11 protein-coding genes are annotated in these 15,368 nt (G+C 61.9%); 9 read left to right on the forward strand and 2 right to left on the reverse strand.

Annotated features, from left to right (window positions below):
* Positions 1 to 6: 6 nt before the first annotated feature.
* Entirely contained in the window at positions 7 to 1,182 is a 1,176-nt protein-coding gene (cobG, locus tag QP981_RS05080) for a precorrin-3B synthase (RefSeq protein WP_284857572.1), read from the reverse strand.
* Between the two features lie 252 nt (positions 1,183 to 1,434).
* Between cobG and QP981_RS05085 the strand changes: the two genes are divergently transcribed.
* The 8 genes from QP981_RS05085 (at position 1,435) to QP981_RS05120 (ending at position 14,166) form a co-directional block, all read left to right on the forward strand.
* The gene (locus QP981_RS05085) at positions 1,435 to 2,997 is read left to right on the forward strand and encodes a lipase family protein (RefSeq protein ID WP_284857573.1); all 1,563 of its coding nucleotides are present in this window, start codon (positions 1,435 to 1,437) and stop codon (positions 2,995 to 2,997) included.
* A 173-nt stretch (positions 2,998 to 3,170) separates the two neighbouring features.
* Entirely contained in the window at positions 3,171 to 6,821 is a 3,651-nt protein-coding gene (cobN, locus tag QP981_RS05090; protein ID WP_284857592.1) for a cobaltochelatase subunit CobN, read from the forward strand.
* Positions 6,822 to 7,051: 230 nt separating this feature from the next.
* Positions 7,052 to 8,704: an ABC-F family ATP-binding cassette domain-containing protein gene (locus QP981_RS05095; RefSeq protein WP_049193109.1), complete on the forward strand. Its 1,653-nt coding sequence runs from the start codon at positions 7,052 to 7,054 to the stop codon at positions 8,702 to 8,704.
* Positions 8,701 to 9,945: an MFS transporter gene (locus QP981_RS05100; protein ID WP_049193110.1), complete on the forward strand. Its 1,245-nt coding sequence runs from the start codon at positions 8,701 to 8,703 to the stop codon at positions 9,943 to 9,945. Before QP981_RS05095 ends, QP981_RS05100 begins: the two co-directional genes overlap by 4 nt.
* Positions 9,942 to 10,928: an IS481 family transposase gene (locus QP981_RS05105; protein ID WP_165765420.1), complete on the forward strand. Its 987-nt coding sequence runs from the start codon at positions 9,942 to 9,944 to the stop codon at positions 10,926 to 10,928. Before QP981_RS05100 ends, QP981_RS05105 begins: the two co-directional genes overlap by 4 nt.
* Positions 10,929 to 10,993: 65 nt before the next feature.
* Positions 10,994 to 11,614, forward strand: coding sequence for an FxsA family protein (locus QP981_RS05110; RefSeq protein WP_049189912.1), 621 nt, complete (start codon positions 10,994 to 10,996; stop codon positions 11,612 to 11,614).
* Positions 11,615 to 11,652: 38 nt separating this feature from the next.
* A complete protein-coding gene (gene lnt / locus QP981_RS05115) occupies positions 11,653 to 13,341 on the forward strand; it encodes an apolipoprotein N-acyltransferase (protein WP_284857574.1) in 1,689 nt (562 codons plus the stop codon).
* Positions 13,342 to 13,353: 12 nt separating this feature from the next.
* On the forward strand, positions 13,354 to 14,166 hold the full coding sequence (locus QP981_RS05120; protein WP_016422816.1) for a polyprenol monophosphomannose synthase: 813 nt from the start codon (positions 13,354 to 13,356) through the stop codon (positions 14,164 to 14,166).
* 322 nt (positions 14,167 to 14,488) lie between these two features.
* On the opposite strand, the gene QP981_RS05125 is transcribed toward QP981_RS05120, so the two are convergent.
* Positions 14,489 to 14,878, reverse strand: a complete 390-nt coding sequence (locus QP981_RS05125) for an RNA polymerase-binding protein RbpA (RefSeq protein ID WP_005511311.1) — start codon at positions 14,876 to 14,878, stop codon at positions 14,489 to 14,491.
* Between the two features lie 81 nt (positions 14,879 to 14,959).
* Here QP981_RS05125 and QP981_RS05130 point away from each other — a divergent pair, with 81 nt between their 5' ends.
* Positions 14,960 to 15,352, forward strand: coding sequence for a hypothetical protein (locus QP981_RS05130; protein ID WP_224783748.1), 393 nt, complete (start codon positions 14,960 to 14,962; stop codon positions 15,350 to 15,352).
* Positions 15,353 to 15,368 lie beyond the last annotated feature (16 nt).

Genomic DNA, 15,368 nt, shown 5'->3' on the forward strand with positions numbered 1-15,368 from the left:
TAAAGCCTAGTCCACAGCAGTGACTTCGTATTCTCCGTCCCCGGTGGCGAGATAGTCGAAGTAACCGCCCTTGGGCTTGCCGCAGCGGCGCTCACAACCGGAGAAGTGCACGCGCCCTTCCGGAAGACGACCATCAGCAATTGCATGAGCAGCATCGCCGCGGGTGTCGGCCAGTGACTTCTCGCACCCAGGGCGACCGGTACACGCACTGACACGCAACCATGTGGACTTACGATCGAAGATCAGACCATTCGGCGCCAGTACCTTGACAACCTGCTCGGCGACTTCCTCCTCCAAATCGTGGAGGATTAGTGAGTACCACGGCGTGATGTGAACTGGAACCTGCGTATGCGAAATCGCACGGGCCAGACGCGCCGGAAGGACACCAAAACGCAGGCCCGCAGCCAAGCTGACCAGTCCATCCGGCTGGTCAATCCAACCAATCTGGCGAGATAGCCCCGCGGTGGCATCAAAGTTCTCAGCCGGAGTCGGCTGCTGGCGACGGACTCGCGCGCCCAATTCCTCGATTACGGCATCAGCAACGAGCTCGGCCGCATTGGCTTCGGCGATGCGCCAGGCTGAACCACGGCTGTCATTCCACACTTTCGCTGTGGTGATGAGAGCCTCCACGACGTCGTCACGCGAGACGACAATCCCCGAGGTCGCGCCACCAATGATGAGTTCGAACGTGCTCTCATCGTGTGCGACAACGCCGAAGTCGGGGCGCTCACCGAGCACGTCACCGCGGCCGTCGTCGAAAGCCATGAGTGTGCGACCTGGCAGTGTTGCCAGCGACGGCTCCGCGATGAGAGCCTTGTCGAACTCTTGAACCAGGTCACGCACATCAGCTTTACCGCCGACGCGACCGGACAGCGGCGACTGAAGAACGTTGCGTACGCGGTCGTGGCTGGTGGAGGGAACCAGCTTCTCTTCTTCCGCGGCATCGGCGAATGCGCCGGTGTTGGTGATGCCACGGATCTGAACATTGCCGCGGGAGGTGAAGTGAATATCACCGTCGCCGAAATTCTCGGCCAAATCGGCGAGTACGGCGAAGCCCGGCGCGGGGAGAAAGCCTCCGGGGAAGCGCAGACGACCAATTGCGCCATCAGCTGCGATATGAACCTTGCGGCTGCCGGGGCAACCGTCCTGACGAGTGCGGGTTCCTTGATCAGATGCAGTCATACTCTCAAGAATACGCAAACACACACAGAGCTGAGCCCCCGAAAACAGGGGCACATTATCCAGCCCCTTTCCAGCCCAACGAAACCATCCTGAAGTGGAGTTTTCATACCCCTCCGCGAAAAACATACAAATTCTTCACTGAAAATCCACCGATTTACCTTTTTAAAACCTTATTGTTTTCATAACCTAACTTCCTCTGAATTAAGGGAAGTTTTCATTGGGTTTTCAATCTGGGGTTATTCAGGAGATTTCATGCCACATCACGACGCTGAAGCACTCACACACGAGGCACACGACACCGTCGGCACCGGCCGTGCCTCGACACAGACACGCTCTGCTTCACGACGAAACCGTCGCACAATCCGAACGGGAATCGGGGTAGCGCTAGCAGGTCTTATGACCATCGGCCTGGCTACACCTGCAAACGCACAACCACTAAACATCCCGAGCCTATCGGATAGTGGGCTGGCGGATAAGGTCTCGTCGTCAAGCGCAAACCGCGAACTGCCTGGTTTCGGCCATGTACCGAACCCGAATATGGAGAGGCTACTCGGCATCGAGAAAGACGATGAGGAGTCTGGTCGCGAGGGCGCAGGCAGGCAGCTGACCCCGGAACAGGCTCGCGTGGCCGCAGCCTCTCCGCTGAATTCTCTGCCGCTGACCCCGTCGCGCACGGCAAATGCCGGCACGCTGGTCAGCAGCGAGGATGCCGAGATGATGGTGAACGACAAGCTGTGGAATGTGGATGCCAAGCGTATTCACTACAACTCCACGGATTCCCTCGGCAATCCCAGTGTGGACACAGCCCTTGTGGTGACGCCGAAGTCGGAGTGGAAGGGCAGCGGTCCGCGTCCGGTCGTCGCAATCGCGCCGGGCACGCAGGGTGGCGCGGAAAAGTGCGACCCCTCGGTATCCTCGCAGACCGGCCTAAAGATTGAGTTCGGTCCGTTGGACATTATTGCTCCATACGAGACGATCCCGATGGTCGCGAACTTGAAGCGAGGCGCGACTGTGGTGATGATCGACCACCACCGCAATGCCCAGGGTAATCAGGACTATGTCGACAACATTGCCTCGGCACAGTCGCTGTTTGATGCCGTGTCTGCCTCACATGAGCTCGGCGTGGATAAGAATGCCCCCGTGGGAATCTATGGCTACTCCCAGGGTGGCTCCGCAGCCGCTGCAGCTGCTGAACGTGCAAGTGTCTACGCTCCTGAGCTCAACGTCGCCGCATCTGCCGCCGGCGGCCCGCCGTCCGATCTCGCAAACGTCCTCGACCAGATTGATGGCACTACGCTGACCGCCGCGATTGCACTGGCAATCAATTCTGTCCTGGATAAGGACCCTGAGCTGCGCCGAGTCCTCAAGGAAGAAATCAGCCCCGAAGGCAAAGAACTGCTGGACAACGTGGGCAACTACTGCGCGGGTGGCTTGGGGTTCCATCACTCCTTTGAAACCACTGACCAGTACACGACTAGCGGTGAGTCACTCAGCGAGATGATTAAGCGCTACGAGCCGGTACAGAAGGAACTCGCACGCCAGCGCGTCGGCAACTTCGTCCCCAATGCGCCGGTGTACCTCTACTCGGGTGAGCATGATGACATCATCCCCATCAACCAGGTTCGCAAGCTGCGCGATGCCTGGCTGAATCTCGGCTTCACCGACCTGGAGTACGTCGAAAACACGACTTCACCGGTGCTACCGAAGACGGGCATTAACCATATCGTTCCGATGCTCGCGGAACTGACTAATGCCACGGACTTCCTCTGGTCTCACTTCCCAGATCAGCCGGCGGAGCAGTCGCTGGAACTCTAGCAATAGACGCTGCAGTAGAGTGATGGAGAAATCCACTGCCATGCCGCTGACGAGAAGCTCGGTGAAAATCCGCACGGTCGCGCCACTGTCACAGTCAGACCTCGTCATCGGTTAGAAGGCAGACTCCCGCCGACCGGGGACGCGTTGCTCCCCAGGAAGTGAATGACTACACCGTGATTCTGCTGCTGTCGACCTCGGATACCGACCTTCTGTCCGCCCGCGCGGCCGCTCAGGCCAACCCGGAGGTGTCCTACCGTTGGGCAAACCCGGCGCGTCTGCTCGACGATGATTTGCCCACGCTTGCCGACGGCGCCGATGTCGTCATCATCCGACTTCTCGGTGGCCGCCGCGCCTGGGAATCCGGCATTGACTACTTTGTGAACTCCGGTATTCCCACCGTCCTCGTCTCGGGCGAGCAGGCACCCGATGCCGAACTCACCGAGTACTCGACAGTTCCCGCAAACGTCGCCACGCAAACGCACATCTACCTGGCGGAAGGCGGCGCGAAAAACCTCGCACAGCTGCACAATTTCCTGTCGGACACGCTGCTTCTGACCGGTCTTGGCTTTGAAGAGCCCACTCGCACGCCGGCCTGGGGTTTCCTGGAGCGCGACTCCAAGGTGGCCACGGAAGATTCGCGTGGCACCGTCGGCATTATCTATTACCGCGCCCAGCACCTGGCGGGAAATACGCACTACATTGAGGCGCTCGCTGACGCAGTCGAGGCTCGTGGCTACGTCGCCAAGCCCATCTTCGCCGCGTCCCTGCGCACCGCCAGCGATGAACTGCTGGCAGAGTTGGCTTCCTGCGACGCGCTTATCACCACGGTGCTCGCCGCTGGCGGCAACCGCCCGGCGCTCGCGCAGGCCGGTCAGGACGACGACGGTTGGGATGTCGCCGCACTCGCAGACCTGAACATCCCCATCATCCAGGGGTTGGCTCTGACATCCTCCAAGGCGGCGTGGGAAGACAACGACGAGGGCCTGTCACCGCTGGACGTCGCAACGCAGGTCGCCGTCCCCGAATTCGACGGCCGCATCATCTCGGTCGCGTTCTCGTTTAAGGAAATCGACTCCGACGAGCTCATTTCCTACGTTCCAGATCTCGAGCGTTGCGACCGCCTCGCCGGCATCGCCACCCGTTACGCCGCACTTCGCCACATCGACAACGCTGACAAGCGCGTCGCCGTCATGCTCTCTGCGTACCCGACCAAGCACGCCCGCATCGGCAACGCCGTCGGCCTGGACACACCAGCATCCACGTTAAAGGTGCTACACGCGCTTGCCGACGCCGGATACAACCTCGGCGACACCACCAAAATCCCCGGATACGCCACCGCCGAGGATGGCGCCGATGAACCAGATGCGTTCATGCACGCCATCATCGAGGCCGGCGGCCAGGACCCGGACTGGCTGACCGAAGAGGTTATGGAGGCAGCCGAACTCCGCCTGCCCGCTGCCACCTACGAGAAGTTCTTCGCTACCTTGCCGGAAGAACTTCGCTCCGACATGCAGGACAAGTGGGGTGCCGCGCCGGGCACCCTGTACGTCCACCCGGATACCCAGGACATCTACATTGCGGGCCTGACCTTCGGCAATGTCGTGGTCATGGTGCAGCCACCGCGCGGTTTCGGTGACAACCCGGTGGGTATCTACCACGACCCGGATCTGCCGCCGACGCACCATTATCTGGCTTGCTACCGCTTCCTGTCGCTGTCGCAGGCGCAGGGCGGTTTCGGCGCTGATGCCGTGGTTCACATGGGCAAGCACGGCAACCTGGAGTGGCTGCCGGGCAAGACCGTCGGCCTTTCCGCTTCTTGCGGCCCGGATGCTGCCATCGGCGAGCTGCCAATGATCTACCCCTTCTTGGTCAACGACCCGGGCGAAGGCACACAGGCCAAACGCCGTGCTCACGCCACGCTTGTCGACCACCTCATTCCGCCGATGGCCCGCGCCGAATCCTACGGCGACATCACCCGTCTGGAACAGCTTCTCGACGAGCACCAGAACATCTCCGCCATGGATCCGGCCAAGCTGCCGGCCATCCGCCAGGAGATTTGGACGCTGCTGACTGCCGCGAAGATGGACCGCGACCTCGGCTGGGACGAGCGCCCGGACGAGGAGGTCTTCGATGACATGCTCATGCATGTCGACGGCTGGCTCTGCGAGATTAAGGATGTCGCCATCCGCGGTGGCCTCCACGTGCTCAGCCAGGCCCCGGAAGACGAATCCCTGATCGGCACTGTGACCACCATGTTGCGCGCCCGCCAGCTGTGGGGCGGCAAGCAGACCCTGCCGGGCCTGCGCGAAGCTCTCGGCCTGGCCGAGGACGGCACCGATGAACGCCACGCTGTGGACTCTATCGATGCACTGGCTACGGCACTGGTAACCGCCGTGGTGAAGAATTCAGACCAACCAGTGGCACAGATCGCGGCTGATGTGCTCGGCTCCGAGGAATTTGTCGATATCGCGGCACCTAATGGCCTGGATCAGGTTGTCGAGCTACTGCAGTTCACCCGCGACGAAATTCTCCCGCGCCTGGCCGCTACCAGCGAGGAGATCCCGCGTATTCTTTCCGCTCTCGATGGCGAATTTGTTCCAGCTGGCCCCTCCGGTTCACCACTGCGTGGCCTGGTCAATGTACTGCCGACTGCCCGCAACTTCTACTCGGTTGACCCCAAGGCGGTGCCGTCGCGCCTGGCTTGGGAAACCGGTGTCAACCTCGCCGATGGCCTGATTGAACGCTACCGCGCCGACCACGGCGAGTACCCGAAGTCGGTTGGCTTGTCGGTATGGGGCACTTCCGCCATGCGTACCTCGGGCGATGACATCGCCGAGGTGCTCGCGTTGATTGGTGTGCATCCGGTGTGGGATGACGCATCTCGCCGTATTGTCGGCCTTGAGCCGATTCCGCTGGAGGAGCTGGGCCGACCGCGCATTGACGTGACCGTCCGTATTTCCGGCTTCTTCCGTGATGCGTTTCCGCATGTTATCGACCTTTTGGATGACGCGTTTCAGCTCGTCGTCAAGCTTGATGAATCCGATGAAGACAACTACGTGCGCGCCCATGCGAAGGCCGACCAGCAGGAGCGCCCGCGCCGTATCTTCGGTTCCAAGCCGGGCACCTATGGAGCTGGCCTGCTGCAACTTATCGATTCCGGTTCCTGGCGCGATGACGCGGACCTGGCGAAGGTCTACACAACCTGGGGCGGCTACGCCTATGGCCGCGGCGTCGACGGGGAAGAGGCCGCTGACGACATGAAGACGGCCTACCGCCGTATTCAGGTTGCCGCGAAGAATGCCGATACCCGTGAGCACGATATCGCCGACTCCGATGACTACTTCCAGTTCCACGGCGGCATGATCGCCACGGTCCGTGCACTGACGGGTTCCGCTCCAGAAGCGTATGTGGGAGATTCCACGCGCCCGGACGCCGTGCGCACCCGCACCCTGCACGAGGAGACGCGACGCGTCTTCCGTGCCCGCGTGGTCAACCCACGCTGGATGCAGGCAATGCGTAACCACGGCTACAAGGGTGCCTTCGAAATGGCCGCAACCGTCGACTACCTCTTCGGTTACGACGCGACGGCGCAGGTCATGGATGACTGGATGTACGAAACGCTTACCGACGAGTACGTTGCGAACCCGGAAAACCGCGAGTTCTTTGAACAGTCGAATCCGTGGGCTTTGCACGATATTTCCGAGCGCCTGATGGAGGCCGCCGAGCGCGGTATGTGGGAAAACCCCGACCAGGAACGCATGGATCTGCTGCGCCAGACCTACCTGGATACAGAGGGCGACTTGGAGGAGCGCGCTGACCGGTAGGCGAATGATAGGCGACCGCTAGTTGTACTGACCGGGGACGTTAGTTGACTTGCGTGGCATCGCCCGGGCTCTGTATCCTCGGCCGCATGTACTCAGGCATCGCCTCGATGAAGCTGCGTTCCGTCCGCTGACGGCGGCGGGACCCCTTATGACCTCTCGTCTGCCGTCCTGGCCATCTGCCGGGCGGCCGCTTCGTGGTGCCCGGCTCCATGACGAGCTGAAAGTACGCAATGCCAACCACAGAACCTTTACGATCATGTGCCTGGATCGGGACATCCCAAGGGCCCGCTGCACACATCCGCGCTGAATCACTCCACCTGACACTCGGCGACAGGCCGCTGCTGAGTGGGACTGACGTCACCGTCTCCACCGGGTCGCGACTGGCGATCGTCGGCGACAACGGCCGGGGCAAGACCACCTTGCTCCATATACTGGCGGGGATCTTGAAACCCGACTCGGGAGTGGTGACCCGGGTGGGTTCCCTCGTCCTGGTCAAGCAGGACATGGCCACCGAGGGCGATCGCACGGTCGGTGACCTCATTGCCGAGGCGACCGCCCCATCCAGGGCCGCTCTGCAGGCCCTCGACGTGGCTACCGCGGCGCTGGCCGCGGGCGATGACGCGGCCGACGCTTATTCCGCCGCACTCGAGGCGGCCACGCGGCTGGACGCCTGGGATGCAGACCGCCGTGTTGACATCGCCCTGGCGGGCCTGAACGCCTGTAGCGACCGCGATCGGGTCCTGTCGACCTTGTCGGTCGGCCAGCGGTACCGGGTACGGCTGGCGGTCGCCCTCGGATCGACCCCTGACCTGTTGCTGCTGGACGAGCCCACCAACCACCTGGACGCTGCAGGGCTGTCCTTCCTGACTGAGCGCCTGCGGGACCACCCCGGTGGCCTGGCCTTAGTCAGCCACGACCGCGCCCTGCTGCGCGACGTGGCGACCAGCTTCCTGGACCTCGACCCGACCCGCGATGGCCTTCCGCGCACCTACGCGGGCGGTTACGAGGGCTGGATCGAAGGGCGGCAACGAGAACGGGCCGCCTGGGAGCAAGACCATGCCGCCCAGGTCGCCCGGCATCAGGAACTGACCCGCGCCGCCGCCGACGCACGCTCCCGCCTGTCCCAGGGTGGATGGAGACCTGAAAAGGGCACAGGCAAGCACCAACGTGCCACACGCGCTGCTGGAGTGGTCCAAGCCTTCAACCGACGTATCGAAGACCTGAAAAGTCATGAAATCGGCGTCCCGGCGCCGCCACTGCGTCTTGCGTGGCCCGCCTCGGCAACCCGTGCCGGACAGAGCATCATGAACGCCACCCAGGTTACTGTGAAGGGCCGATTGGACGCTCCGGTTTCGGTCGACGTGAACGGCGGTGACCGGTTGGTGGTCACCGGACCGAACGGCGCGGGAAAATCCACCCTGTTGGCACTTCTCGCAGGGCGGCTGGCCCCCACCACGGGACATGTGCGAGTTAATCCGAGAGCGCGCATCGCTCTGCTGTCCCAAGAGGTCCCCGACTGGGACCGCTCCAGCCCCGCACACGAGGTCTATGAGGCCTACCTGGCGAAGCTAGGCCGTCGAGCTCAGGCGCCGTCCCTCGGCTCGCTCGGGCTGCTCGAAGCCTCCGCAACCGGCACGCCGGTGGGGCGCTTGTCGCAAGGACAGCAACGCCGTCTCCACCTGGCCATGTGTCTGGCCCAGGATCCAGACCTGCTGCTCCTGGACGAGCCCACCAACCATCTGTCATCGAGCCTCGTCGACGACATCACCACCGAGCTGCTGCAGACCTCCTGCGCGGTGATCGTTGCCACGCATGACCGTCAGATGCTCCACGACCTGGCCGACTGGCCCCACCTGAACCTTGACCTGAAGGACATGCCATGAACCCGCTTCACCCCTTGACCATCCCCACGTACCGTCAGCTGTTCGCAGCGATGGTGCTGACCATCTTCGCCCAGGGTGCCTGGGCCCTCTACCTTGCCATGCAGACCCTCGACCTGGGCGCCACGCCAGCCGCCCTGTCGGGTGTCGTAGTCTGGAGCGGCATTGGCCTGCTTGCAGGATCCCTCCCAGCTGGCGTAATCGCAGACCGGTTCCCCAATAAGTCCGTCATCGTGAGCGTGCTCACCCTGAACCTCACCATCGCGACCGCGACGTCCACGGCAGCAATCCTCGACATTGTCACCTTCTGGATGCTCGCGGTCTCCGCGTTCATCATTGGCACTTCAACCGCATTCTTCTTCCCCGCCTACACGGCGCTGGTGCCAGTCCTGGTGGACGGCGACGACTTAATGGCCGTCAACGGCCTCGAAGGCGCCGCCCGCCCGTTGGTCGGACAGGCAATTGCGCCCGCCGCCGTCGGAGCGGTCATCGGTGCCAGCATGCCCGCCGCGGGCGGGTACCTCATCGCCGGCGCGCTCGGACTCGCCCTGATCGCCGCCCTGCGGCTTCCTGCCCCTTGCTCAGCCGAGACCGACGCCGAAGCTCCGGCCACCTCTGCGCTGCGGGACCTGCTCGACGGGTTCGGCTACGTCGCCCGCACGCGCTGGGTTCGCTCCAGCGTGCTGTTGGCGGCCGCCATGGGCCTGGCCGTGACCGGTCCGCTGGAAGTTCTCCTGCCCGCGGTCATACGCTCGACCCATGACAACGGTCCGGCTGTGTACGGAGTCGTCCTCGGAGTTCTGGGCGTCGGCGGCCTGGTGGGTTCCCTCGTCGCCGGCTCATGGCCCACCCCCTCACACTTCCTGCCCGTAATGGTCGGCGCATGGGTACTCGGCTGCCTTCCACTGGCCATCCCCGCACTCACCAACAATCCGTGGATCATCAGCGCCGGACTGGCGGTCTACGGTGCGTCGATCGGAGTCGGGATGGTCATCTGGGGCACGGTCCTGCAGGAACACGTACCGCTGGAGATGCTCGGCCGAGTCGCCAGCCTCGACTTCTTCATCTCCATCGCCTTCATGCCACTGTCCATCGCACTCACCGGACTCCTCAGCCGACACATCGCCGCTGCCAGCTTGTTCATCGCCGCCGGACTCGTGCCGCTCGCCACGACGATCCTCCTTGCAGTCCTGGGGCAACTCCGAACGCCGCGGACGACGCCCGTCGCAGCAGGTGAGGAGTGATGCACGCCAACGCCACCCTGACACCTCGCCACCGGCTCAAGGTGGCCCAGCTCGTCGTCGACGACGGTTGGCCCATCAGCGAAGTCGCCGCCCGCTTCCAGGTCTCCTGGCCGACCGTGAAGAGGTGGGTCGACCGCTATCGCGCCGGCGAGTCGATGCAGGATCGCTCGTCCCGGCCGAAGACCTCACCGAACAAGACGGACAAGGCGACGACGAAGCGGTGCGTCAGCCTGCGGATACGGCTGCGTGAGGGCCCCGTGCAGCTCGCCGCCCGACTCGGCATCGCGCCCTCGACCGTCCACCGCATCTTGGCCGGTGCCCGACTGAACCGGCTCTCCTACATGGACCGCGAGACTGGCGAACCGATCCGCCGGTACGAACACCCCCACCCCGGCTCCCTGGTCCACGTGGACGTGAAGAAGCTCGGGAACATCCCCGACGGCGGCGGCTGGCGCTACGTCGGCCGCCGCCAGGGCGACCACAACCGAACGGCGACACCGGGTAAGCCGAAGAGCAAGTGGCACAACCCCAGGCTCGGGTACGCGTTCGTGCACACCGTCATTGACGACCACTCCCGCGTCGCGTACACCGAGGTCCACGACGACGAGACCGCCGTCACCGCGGTCGGGGTCCTGCATCGGGCTGTGGCGTGGTTTGCCGATCGCGGCGTCGCCGTGGAGCGGGTGCTGTCCGACAACGGTGGCGCCTATCGCTCGCACCTGTGGCGGGACACCTGCGAGGCCCTCTCGATCACCCCGAAGCGGACGCGTCCGTACCGGCCGCAGACCAACGGCAAGGTAGAGCGCTTCCACCGGACCATGGCCGACGGGTGGGCCTACGCCCGCTGCTACACCAGCGAGCAAGAACGACGCGACGCCCTGCCGGATTGGCTGCACCAGTACAACCAGCACCGCCCGCACACGGCCTGCGACAACCAGCCGCCGTTCTCACGATTGATCAACGTCCCCGAGCAGTACAGCTAGTCGTCGTCTAACCGGCCGATAGCCGTAACCACTTGCTCATCTAGTGGCGGTTACACTGGGGAACTATGAGCAAGTGGTTCACAATTATTTACCTCATCGCCGAGATTGCGGCCTTTATCGCACTCGGTGAATGGATCGGCTACGGCTGGACCGTCCTATTGGTTTTGGGCCTGTTCATTGTGGGGTTGGTCTTCGCCGCCATCGAGTTCAAGCGCATCTACCAGAAGTTATTGCTGGATACTTCTCGTACTCTTACCGAGTACGGACAGAAGCATCCAGAGGAGGCAATCAAGCGCTCGGCAAAGGGCGCGGGACACTTTGTGGCTGACTCGGCAATTCTGTTGGTTGGCTCTTGGCTGATTGCCCTGCCGGGCGTCGTCACCACCGTTGTTGGTTTCCTCATGGTGCTACCGCCGACTCGCTGGCTGATTCGTAAGAGCGGATCGGTGGCGCTGCTCAACGGACTCCGCAACTTCAGTGACCGCAGCATGATGGTGGTCTCTCAGTACGGCATGAACCCCGGTGCTCCAGGAACTGGCGCTGGTGCTGGCGGTTTTTCGGGTTTCCCTGGATTCTCTGGTGGTTTCCCGGGTGCGGATGGCAAGGCTTTCCCACAGGATAAAATCGTCCCACCGGCACCGGACAACGCCTGGGATGATGACCAGGACGACAGCGACAAGCGCTAACTCAAAAACTCGCAAACGTAGAGAGTTCTCTTATACAAGTGCACACTAACCGCCAAGCGCGCTCCAGCGAGCACGGGAACGTCGCTCAGAAAGACGCTTCGAAAGACATTCCGGAGAATCCGAATCGCTGGCAGGCGCGCTTTCGCGCGCTTACCCCACTAAAGCAGCGCCTCGTTCTCGCCTTCATTGCAATCCTCGCTGGTGGATTGCAGTTCTTAAGCTATGCGCCCATGAGCTGGTGGTGGACGGCCTGGATCGGCCTCGCCCTGCTCATTTTTGCCTACTTCTGCGCGGCCGATTGGAAATCCAGCGTAGTGGTGGGCTTCAGCTGGGCAACAGCGACGGCACTTTTCTCACTGCCGTGGATCGGCTCCTTCGTCGGCATTGGCCCCTACGTGGCGCTCTCAATTGTGCTGGGCCTGCTCACAATTCCGGCGGCGCTTGCGATGTGGCTGATTGCGCAATCCAGTTTCCCCCTCGCGCTGAAGCTCCCTGGCATGGCCGCTGCGCTCGTGGCAGGGGAGGCGCTGCTAGCCCGCTGGCCTTTCGGAGGCTTCCCCTGGCTCCGCGTTGCCTGGGGGCAGGTCGACGGCCCGCTGGCCCCAGCAGTGGCAATCGGCAGCACTGCATTGGTCACTTTCCTCGCTGCTTGCGTTGGTGCGGGACTGGTCGCGCTCACGCTACGTTCCTATGCAACCTCCGCTGCGCTTTTGGTGGGAGCGTTATTCGTCGGCTGGGTTCTTCCTGCGTGGACTCAACCGCTGCCTGAGCCTACGGCCGCTGACAACACCCGTGTCGCTGTAATCCAAGGCAATGTTCCGCGCCTCGGTTTAGAGTTCAATGCCCAGCGCCGCGCAGTCCTGCAAAACCACGCCGATGCCACCAATGAGCTGGCCCGACGTGTCCACCAAGGTAAGGAACAGCAACCGGATATCGTCATCTGGCCCGAAAACTCCTCCGATGTCAGCCCGTTTACGGATGGGGAAGCGGCACGCATTATCGAAAATGCCGCGATGAATATTGGCGCTCCCATCGTGGTCGGCACCTTTACCTACACCAATGGGGTGCAAAACACCATGGTGGTCTGGGATCCGCAGACCGGCCCCGGCGACCAGCACGAGAAAATCTATCTCCAGCCCTTCGGCGAAACTATGCCATTCCGCGAGCTACTACGCCACTTTTCCGACATGGTCGCTCACGCCGGAGACATGACTCCGGGCAACGGCGATGCCGTGGTCACAACGCCAGGCACAGATGGTTTAAAGAAGGTCAATCTAGGCGTGGCCACCTGTTACGAAGTGGTCTTCGATGGCGCCTTCCGCAACGCGGTCAACCACGGCGCAACCATGCTGGCCACGCCCACAAATAACGCCACCTTCGGTTTCACCGACATGACCTACCAACAGCTGGCCATGAGCCGCATGCGAGCCATGGAGTTCCAACGCTCCACGGCCGTCGCCGCAACCAGCGGTGTGAGCGCGATTGTGGATGCGCACGGAGACGTCGTAAAGCAGAGCAAAATCTTCGAGCAGAAGGTACTCACTGAAACTCTGCCTCAGTACGCCCACCTGACTTTTGCAGCCCGCTTCGGGACGTGGATTGAAGGTCTACTGACTGCATTCGGTATTCTTTGTGTGGTTGGTGCCGTCCTGCGTCGCCGTGGCGGAGATGCCAGGGCAGGCGCAGATGAAGTTGATGGCCGGGATACTGAGCAGAACATGCACTAAGGAGAATCACGAGTGACTGCCCTAAATGAGTCGACGCTGGTTGTCATTCCCACTTTCAACGAGCGGGAAAACCTGCCGGGCGTGATTGCACGCCTGCGCGCAGCGGAGCCTCGCGTCGACATTTTGGTTGTCGATGACTCTTCACCAGACGGCACCGGTGAGCTCGCCGATGAAATCGCTGCCGCTGACAAGTCGGACAACGGCGAAGAGCACATCTACGTCCTGCACCGCGAGGGCAAGGGCGGTCTCTGGGGTGCGTACCGCGCGGGCTTCGCTTGGGGTCTCGAGCGCGACTACGAGGTTCTCTGCGAGATGGATGCCGACGGCTCCCACGCACCAGAGCAGTTCCATCTGCTGCTGGAGAAGCTCGAGGACGGTGCCGATGTCGTCATCGGTTCCCGCTACATTCCGGGCGGCAAGACCGTCAACTGGCCAATGAGCCGTCAGGTTCTCTCCCGCGGCGGCAACCTCTACATCTCGCTGGCGCTCGGCGCGGGCATCTCGGATATCACCGCTGGCTACCGTGCTTATCGACGGGAAGTTCTCGAAACCCTTGACCTCGAGAACATTGGCAAGGCTGCGTACCTGTTCCAGACCGAGCTCGCTTTTGAGGCTGTACAGGCGGGCTTCTTGGTGGAGGAGGTTCCGATCACCTTTACTGAGCGCGAGTACGGCGAGTCCAAGATGGATGGCAGCTTTGTGAAGCAGTCTCTGCTGCAGGTCACCAAGTGGGGATTCAAGCACCGCTCGCAGCAGGTAAAAAACCTGGGGTCGGAGATTGGTCGCCTGGCTGGTCACGAGTTTAAGCAGCGATTCCGCAAGTAGGGCTAGGGCAGCCCCAAAGATTGCGGCCTACCTGTGTGGAGACGGGCTGCCTGTATGACTGCGGGCTGCAAATGTGAATACGGGCTGCCTGTATGAATGGGGGCTGCAAATGTGAAACTGTCTTAGTTTATGACAGTTTCAAGCCATTTTTCAGGCCATTTTTGTCATAAACGCAGTCAGTAACTCGGATCGGCCCGCCGCAGCCAGGCACCAACAAAAAACGGGCCCGAATAAGGAGCAAAACCTTATCCGGACCCATTTTGCAGCATGTAATTCACAGCTGCAGCGCCCTAAAGCTCACTAGCGCAAGCCAGCTCAAACCTTAAGCGTTCTTCTCTGCTTCTTCGGCTTCCTTCTGAGCCTTCAGCAGGCGAGCGGCGTTACGACGACGCTTGCGCAGCAAGTCAACACGCTCATCCAGCAGCACGTCGAGCTCCTCGATGGAGCGGCGCTCACGGAGCATGTCCCAGTGAGTCCTCGGCGGCTTCACCGGCTTGGCTTCAGTGCCTTCGCCTTCAACCAGCTCACCAATTTGGCCATTCTTGCACAGCCATTCACCTGGAATTTCCGCGTCATCCGCGAATGGGACCTCGAAGATCTCACCGGATTCAGTGCGGTAGCGGACCATCATTCGCGGCGCGAGGTCATGATCGCGATCGGTCTCATACGAAACGGCGCCCATGCGACTGCCACGAAGAACTCGATCTGCCATGTGGAACGTGCCCCCTTTGGTAGAAATACTAGACCACACATTATAACGCCTTAATCTGTATTCATGCCATAATTGACTTCTGTGTCAGATCAAAAGCCGAGCACAACTACTGCCAATTGCCAGTGGTGTGGCCGCGAAATGGAGGTCGCCATCCGCGGTCGCCGTCGCAAGTTCTGCAGCCAAGCCTGCCGGCAGCGCGCGTACGAAAAACGCACTGGCGTAGCAAAAGGCGCTTCCAGGCCGATTGCCGAGCGAATCAATTCGGATCTCACGCTAAAGACCGCCACCGATGCCACGAGCAGGCCGGCGGGCGATGACGTCGTAAAGCGAATAGGGGACGGGCTCTTCGAAGTACGTTGTCTCGCCGAAGACTTGCGCACCGCGCTTGACGACGGCATGGAGACTGCCGTCCTGCAGGAGATTACGCAGGAATTGATTATGAAAACGCGCGAGGTGGAACGGTTTATCCCATAGCGGATTAAAAGGATAG

It is taken from the genome of Corynebacterium sp. MSK047 (assembly GCF_030232285.1).
Classification (GTDB): Bacteria; Actinomycetota; Actinomycetes; order Mycobacteriales; family Mycobacteriaceae; genus Corynebacterium; species Corynebacterium jeikeium_D.

Coding starts and splice junctions, on each gene's coding strand:
- cobG (WP_284857572.1), bottom strand. CDS start 1,182: ATGACTGCATCTGATCAAGGAACCCGCACTCGTCAGGACGGTTGCCCC.
- QP981_RS05085 (WP_284857573.1), top strand. CDS start 1,435: ATGCCACATCACGACGCTGAAGCACTCACACACGAGGCACACGACACC.
- QP981_RS05095 (WP_049193109.1), top strand. CDS start 7,052: ATGCCAACCACAGAACCTTTACGATCATGTGCCTGGATCGGGACATCC.
- QP981_RS05100 (WP_049193110.1), top strand. CDS start 8,701: ATGAACCCGCTTCACCCCTTGACCATCCCCACGTACCGTCAGCTGTTC.
- QP981_RS05110 (WP_049189912.1), top strand. CDS start 10,994: ATGAGCAAGTGGTTCACAATTATTTACCTCATCGCCGAGATTGCGGCC.
- QP981_RS05125 (WP_005511311.1), bottom strand. CDS start 14,878: ATGGCAGATCGAGTTCTTCGTGGCAGTCGCATGGGCGCCGTTTCGTAT.